The sequence below is a fragment of the Gilliamella sp. Nev3-1 genome, assembly GCF_001690435.1.
In the GTDB taxonomy this organism is placed as follows: domain Bacteria; phylum Pseudomonadota; class Gammaproteobacteria; order Enterobacterales; family Orbaceae; genus Gilliamella; species Gilliamella apicola_C.
Genome location: NZ_LZHN01000085.1, coordinates 1 through 6,707, shown reverse-complemented (window position 1 = coordinate 6,707; position 6,707 = coordinate 1). Strand labels below are relative to the sequence as shown.

Sequence of the window (6,707 nt, the reverse complement as noted above, 5' to 3'; positions counted from 1 at the left end):
AAGCTAAGTTACAGGATGATTCGGTGATTGTTTCGGTGTTGAATGCTATCACAGACCGGCATTTACGCTGGGGCTTTCCTAAATGTTTTAATCGTATCAGAAAGCTCGGCTATCAATGGAATCATAAACGGGTATATCGGGTGTATTGTGAATTAAAGCTTAATCTCAGGGTAAAGCGTAAAAAACGCATTCCTCCACGATGCCCGGAAAGGTTATTAGCCCCCAATAAACAAGGTGAATGTTGGTCAATGGATTTTATGAGTGACAGTAGTCGTAATCAACGTCGCTTTAGGACATTCAATGTCATCGATGACTTTAATCGTGAGGCATTAGGTATTGATATTGGTGTGAGTTTACCCGCAGGTAGAGTGACTCGTTATTTGGATAAATTGGCGGAGTATCATGGTTATCCGTTAAAAATACGCGTCGATAATGGACCAGAATTTACAGGAAAAACCTTTATAAACTGGGCTAAATCACATGATATAGCCATTGATTATATCCAGCCCGGTAGCCCTTATGAAAATGGTTATATTGAACGATTTAATCGTACCTATCGTACTGAAGTACTCGATTTATATCTTTTTAACAACTTAGCACAAGCAAGGAGAATAACCGAAGAATGGTTAACGATTTATAACACCGAAAGACCGCATGAGGCATTAAATAACATGACACCGCTCGAATATAAAACATTAAAACAGGCAGCTTAATTTTCTACGTGAGTTGTGTACTAAGTTTGGGGTATTTACATACCCATTCTTATGGTAGAGATATAAGCTGACGAATTAAACAATTAAAAATCGATAAAAGGGAATGTTTCTCTGAACAATTTTTCGACTTCTGGGTGTTTTTTTAAAGCTTCTAATGCTTGTTCTTCATTAAATGAGACATCGTCTTGAGATAATTTTTCCCCTCTTTTGACCGCTATGCCATAAACAGCCCTATCTTGCTCTTTTGTGTGCTTCCAAGAAGGAAACAAACCTATCAATTTTCGTAAGTCAGTTACTTCCCCTTTAAAATCAATCAAATCAAAAATATAATCGGGTAAATCGCTTACTTCATTTTCACCAATGACTTTTTCTGCCCAACGATTGACCTCACCCATATTGATGGCACCACTTAATAAACAGTTATATACAAAATTAATACCGATAGCCTCACTATTTTTTTCTAACCTTAGCATATTTATTTCCCCTTAGATAATGCTTCGCCACCTATATGGCCTGTTTTAAAATGCTCGTCATCTGGAACCAGTTGCATTCTAGCGCGATGTTGATGATGATGCCAAATATAATCAGGTATTTTAGATTTACCGGCATTAATTGCTTTTAACTGCTCTGGTGTAAATATCCCAGGATTTACTTCTCCCCGTTGGATAGCTCTTCGTAAATCTTCAGTTGCCATTTTCATTTGGCCTCGATAACTTTTATTGTAAAATTCAGCGCTTGGCAACACGGTGTCATATCGTGCAATATCATCAAAAATACCTAATCCTCTATTGTCAAACACAATTCTGGATTTAGGATGTCGCTGGCCTCTTAATTTAACATTTTTATTATTTGGCAATGGAACGGTGTTAGAAACCACATTACCGGGGCCGTATAGTTCTTCTAACTGCTTGCGCACAAGGTGAGGATCATAAGGCGCATGGCTCCCTAAACCAGCAAGTAATCCAAGCGGGTCAATCCAGATAATCGGATTAAAACAATATTGATAGCTATTTAATCCACCATAAAGTTTAGCCGGATCTTGGGTAATAAATCGACCCAGATTAGGAGCGTAATAGCGATTAAGATTATAATGTAAACTGGTTTCTTCATCATAATATTGTCCCTGAAATCTAAGTGGATTTATGGGTTTAATATTATTTTCAGCTTGTGGCCAATGTTCATGGATGATTTCGCCATAGGCGCTGTATTCGCATTCATAAACAGTTTCGCCAAGGCTGTCTGTAAGACGATGAGGCGTGCCTAAGTAGTTATTTTGATACCAATAGGTTTTTAACTTTTCTGACTGTCCTGCTTTTCCAAGGATTTGGGCTAGTGGTCGATGGCTATCGGGTTCATAAATATAACTTCGCCAGAATCTATCGTTATCGGCACATTCTGCTATTAATTTATGGTCTTGCCAGATAAATTCGGTGGTTTTACCCTCCACTGTTTTGCTAGTACGACGGTTAAAAGTATCATAAGTATAGGTGATGATAAGCCCCGTCGGTTTAATTACTTTGATTAGTCGATGCTGACAGTCATATTGATAGTGGGTAACTAGACGGTGGTTTTTTCCGCGTTTTTCCGCAATTAGGTTACCAAAGCGGTCATAGCCAAAAATCCTCTTCCCGCAAGTATTATACGGGGATTGGTATTTTCAGTAAGAACATTACCAGACTACTATCTTGTATTTTGATTACCATATAAATTTTTTATCTTCACATTCATAAAAAATCTTAGCTACATATATAGTAAAAGGTGAATTACAATTTGGGCATTTTTTAAATTTATAGTTTTTTATTTTCTTATCCAATAATTCAGATCCCAAACGATAATCAAAGTTAGTTTTTTCAGTTTCAACAGTATAAACTTCAGAAGAATCAACAACCAAACCCATATATTCCGCTCGGCAATTTCTACAAAGCACTATTTTAACCATTCTTGCTCTAATTGAACGGCTAAAATCTTCATCACTAAAACAACCATTTGCTACCTTTTTATCTAACTCTGTTAAATTGACATCATCTGGCCATATAATGCAATATGGTGTGTCATAAAGGGGTATATAGTCTCCTCGAAGCGTTTTTAACCGATAATTTTTAAAAATAGCTAATCTTGTATTCACCCCACTTTGTAAGGTTTTATAAAAATCAAAAGAGGGATTGATCTTCTCCCCTAATAAGGTTATATTAGTTCTAAATAACTCTCCTTCCTCTTTCATGATATCATCATTAGGAAAAATATATTTAAAGTTAACACCTTCTGCTTTTATCCATTTCATGGTTTTACCCCGTTAATAATTAAATATTCTAATTCTGTTGATGTTTCTAATGTATGTTGAATAGCTTGGCTTCTTGGCATTTTGATATGAATAATTATTTTATTACTATTAAACCCCCATTCAGCTGCTTTTTCGGCGTTAGTGGTAAAAGATATTAAAGAACGCTTTCCTATTTCTTTAAGCTCGTGTCCCCACTCTCCATGAGCTCGAATATATTGATCCAACGTTCCCCAATCGTGTATTTGTTTTGCATGAGCATATTTTGATTCAATAATAGCTTTACTTACAGCATCTCTTCCCAATATACCATCTCTTATTGCCTGCTCATAAGCGTTATATCCCGTTTCGCTAAAAACCCAACCTGTTTCATGATAAGCTTGAATTTCTGCAGTATTATCTGTACCACGATAAAGATCTATAAAATCCAATCCTAACGGATATATTCCACTAATAGGATTATTGCCTACATATCGATATAGGTTGATATCACTTAAAATTCCTATTGGATCTTGAGTAATATACCTACCAATAAACGGGTCATAATAGCGATTAAGATTATAATGTAACCCCGTTTCCTCATCATAATATTGCCCTTGGAATCTTAATGGGTTATCCGGCAGGGAATCTATATCGTCCTGATGATAGGTTTCGTTTATTATCTGCCCATAGGCATTATACTGGCATTCGTAGAGGGTGTCACCTAAGCTGCCGGTAAGGGCAATGGGTGTGCCGAGGTGGTCGTTTTGGTACCAGTAGAGTTTGATATTGTCTTGCTGCGCATTACCGTGCACTAGGGCTAAGGGACGGTAAGAGTCTGGCTCGTAAAGGTAGCTTTGCCAGTGTTTATCGTTATCGGTCTCGGCAATAAGTTTATTAGACTGTGGCCTTTTCCACGTTTTTCCACAATCAGGTTGCCAAAGCAATCATGCTCAAAGTATATGCCACCAAAAAACATTTGGGTTTATCATAATATTAACGCTAATAACATCATAGCAAATGGTTAGTTGACACAATAATAATTTAAATCTAGCGAAAGTAAGCTAAGTATTAAGCTTACCTTGCCGATTTGATATGTTAAATTGAATCTAAATTGGAACTTATTCTACAGAATCTAATGAAACTGCCATTTCTAATACCATATCTAAGTAAGACTTTTCTCCATTACTGCCTCTTCTTTTCAATTCATCATGAGCATAGACAATTTCAACTTTAGAACCTATTTGAAAAAGCTTCTTATCTTCTTTGTTAATATAATCATAAATGCTTTCTTCACACGTAGAGCCATTGTTTAATAATAAACTAAAACTATTATCAATTGATGATGGATCTTGACCTGCTACGTAAGTTCTAGTTATTACTCCAGTTACATATTGTAAAGGCATTCGACCTTGGTTAATGTTATCCCACCATTCCTGTGATCCAAAAAGGCCATAGGTACCTTTTAATCCCATATAGGGTTTTGACTTATCAAGAGTAAGTGATTGTGCCAATGGAATTTGTTCAGGTTTAGCCTTTAATTCTTCAGATAGGAGATAGACTAATTTCATTGGTATTTTTGAATTTTCTAATTTTAATAGCATATTTTTACCTTTATTTTACTTTTTCAAAATGAACAATATTTTCATTAAAAATCTCTATACCTCTACCTTGTCCAAGTTGAGTTGTCATTTGCCCGCCTTCAACTTTAAAACGAGTATTGGTTTTCATCCATTTTCCAGTTTTAATCGACATATTAGAGAAATGAGAAATTATAGAATTTGGTGGTAACGTTAATTATCACCAAATGGACAAAAGCTTTAAAAGGTATGTTTGACAAAGTAAAACCTCTTTCAAATTAATTATTTGTAATTAATTTATACAGCTGAGTTCTTAAATCATCTAATCTGTTATTTTCATTAATTAATGGTTTTTTATTATTATGTAACACTATATCATTAAAAGATCCCATACCTCCATATAGTATTAATATTTGATTTTTTACAGCTTCGAAATTAATTTCTATGTCTTCACTAAATTTCATAAAACTATTTCCCCAGTCAGGGTAATTTCCTTTTTTCAATAATATGGATATTTCAAAAAGAATTAACTTTATTTTTTTTATATGATTATTCATTTTAATGGTTTAATCTCCATAATTTCTGCTTCCTTTATTGTCCATGGTTTAGGTACAATGATTTGTTGTGTTCCTCCTATATAAATACCATTCTGAGCACCCACTTCCCCCACATAAACTTTCGTACCTGCGGGAATTTTTATGGCTATAGATGAGTCAATTGGAGAGGTTCCTCCTCCTGGCCATTTCGGTAATACAGCTTTATCTATACGAGTCTGTAAAATACCTTGGGGAGATTCTACACTGAAAAATTGACCGAAAGGCTTATCTGCTGTTCCAGCGCGATATAAAATTATATCTTGTTCAAGTACAATTTCTTTATACCTACCTCCAGCAAAAGTTCCAGCTAAATCATCTGTTAATGGACCGGGTTTGATTGCGCTATATTCGCCAATATTTTTACCTTGTAGATAATTTTTCGTCTCCTCTCCAGCGATCCCCTCAAACCCACTATTTTCAACCTTAATCAACCCTAACGGATCTATCCAATTTATCGGATCGCCATTGACATATTGATAACTATTTAATCCGCCCAGTATACCTAGTGGGTCTTGGGTGATATATCTGCCGGTAAATGGGTCGTAGTAACGGTTTAGGTTGTAATGAAGTCCTGTTTCCTCATCATAATATTGCCCTTGGAATCTTAATGGGTTATCGGGCAGGGAATCTATATCGTCCTGATGGTGGGTTTCGTTTATTATCTGTCCATAGGCATTATACTGGCATTCGTAGAGGGTGTCACCCATGTTGCTGGTGAGGGCAATGGGTGTGCCGAGGTGGTCGTTTTGATACCAGTAGAGTTTGATGTTATCTTGTTGGGCATTACCATGCACAAGAAGGGCTAAGGGACGGTAAGAGTCTGGCTCGTAAAGGTAGCTTTGCCAGTGTTTATCGTTATCGGTCTCGGCAATAAGTTTATTAGACTGTGGCCTTTTCCACGTTTTTCCACAATCAGGTTGCCAAAGCAATCATGCTCAAAGTATATGCCACCAAAAAACATTTGGGTTTATCATAATATTAACGCTAATAACATCATAGCAAATGGTTAGTTGACACAATAATAATTTAAATCTAACAAAGTAAGCTAAGTATTAAGCTTACCTTGCCGATTTGATATGTTAAATTGAATCTAAATTGGAAGTTATTCTACAGGCTCTAATGAGACTGTCATTTCTAAAGCTGTTTTAGAGCGATTTATTTTACCATCAAAATCTGGTTGTAATTTCATTTCATCTAATGCATAAACGATACTTGCACTATATCCTATTTTAAAGAGCTTTGAATCTTCTTTTTTGTTGGTATAAATACCAACAGATTGAATTGTCCCATCTTCAAGTAATAAATCAACTGTATTATTAAAATTTGAGGGATCTTGCCCTGCTACATAAGCTTTTTTTATTATTCCTGAAATAAATAATAAAGGTATCCTCCCCTGCTCAATACTATTCCACCACTCTTTTGATCCAAAAAGACCATTGGTACCTTTGAGACCCATTGTAGGTTTTGATTTGTCTAACGTTAATGCTTGTGTTAAAGCGACTCTTTCTGGATTATTTTTTAATTCCTTTGATAATAAAAAGACCATTTTCATTGGAACTTT

At 35.4% G+C, this 6,707-nt stretch carries 9 protein-coding genes; 1 reads left to right on the top strand and 8 read right to left on the bottom strand.

Translation table 11 applies throughout. The features are described from left to right. A partial coding sequence (locus tag A9G40_RS13250) for an IS3 family transposase (RefSeq protein ID WP_141675276.1) occupies positions 1–713 on the top strand: 713 nt, incomplete at its 5' end. Positions 714–796: 83 nt separating this feature from the next. On the opposite strand, the gene A9G40_RS13245 is transcribed toward A9G40_RS13250, so the two are convergent. The 8 genes from A9G40_RS13245 to A9G40_RS13210 form a co-directional block, all read right to left on the bottom strand. Further along, entirely contained in the window at positions 797–1,186 is a 390-nt protein-coding gene (locus A9G40_RS13245) for a hypothetical protein (RefSeq protein ID WP_065583407.1), read from the bottom strand. Positions 1,187–1,188: 2 nt separating this feature from the next. Beyond that, on the bottom strand, positions 1,189–2,160 hold the full coding sequence (locus A9G40_RS15650; RefSeq protein WP_065583406.1) for an RHS repeat-associated core domain-containing protein: 972 nt from the start codon (positions 2,158–2,160) through the stop codon (positions 1,189–1,191). Positions 2,161–2,409: 249 nt separating this feature from the next. Continuing rightward, the gene (locus A9G40_RS13235) at positions 2,410–2,994 is read right to left on the bottom strand and encodes a hypothetical protein (protein WP_065583405.1); all 585 of its coding nucleotides are present in this window, start codon (positions 2,992–2,994) and stop codon (positions 2,410–2,412) included. Beyond that, a complete protein-coding gene (locus tag A9G40_RS13230) occupies positions 2,991–3,917 on the bottom strand; it encodes an RHS repeat-associated core domain-containing protein (RefSeq protein WP_065583404.1) in 927 nt (308 codons plus the stop codon). The genes A9G40_RS13235 and A9G40_RS13230 overlap by 4 nt, the downstream gene beginning before the upstream one ends. A 174-nt stretch (positions 3,918–4,091) precedes the next feature. Then, positions 4,092–4,574, bottom strand: coding sequence for a hypothetical protein (locus A9G40_RS13225; RefSeq protein WP_065583403.1), 483 nt, complete (start codon positions 4,572–4,574; stop codon positions 4,092–4,094). 254 nt (positions 4,575–4,828) lie between these two features. Then, on the bottom strand, positions 4,829–5,107 hold the full coding sequence (locus A9G40_RS13220) for a DUF6966 domain-containing protein (RefSeq protein WP_065583402.1): 279 nt from the start codon (positions 5,105–5,107) through the stop codon (positions 4,829–4,831). Continuing rightward, on the bottom strand, positions 5,104–6,075 hold the full coding sequence (locus A9G40_RS13215; protein WP_065583401.1) for an RHS repeat domain-containing protein: 972 nt from the start codon (positions 6,073–6,075) through the stop codon (positions 5,104–5,106). The genes A9G40_RS13220 and A9G40_RS13215 overlap by 4 nt, the downstream gene beginning before the upstream one ends. 173 nt (positions 6,076–6,248) lie before the next feature. Beyond that, positions 6,249–6,707: hypothetical protein (locus tag A9G40_RS13210; protein WP_141675275.1), on the bottom strand; the 459-nt coding region annotated here is incomplete at its 5' end.

Excerpts from the sequence above, each read along its gene's own strand:
- A9G40_RS13225 (WP_065583403.1), bottom strand. The coding sequence starts at position 4,574 with ATGCTATTAAAATTAGAAAATTCAAAAATACCAATGAAATTAGTCTAT.
- A9G40_RS13220 (WP_065583402.1), bottom strand. The coding sequence starts at position 5,107 with ATGAATAATCATATAAAAAAAATAAAGTTAATTCTTTTTGAAATATCC.
- A9G40_RS13235 (WP_065583405.1), bottom strand. The coding sequence starts at position 2,994 with ATGAAATGGATAAAAGCAGAAGGTGTTAACTTTAAATATATTTTTCCT.
- A9G40_RS13245 (WP_065583407.1), bottom strand. The coding sequence starts at position 1,186 with ATGCTAAGGTTAGAAAAAAATAGTGAGGCTATCGGTATTAATTTTGTA.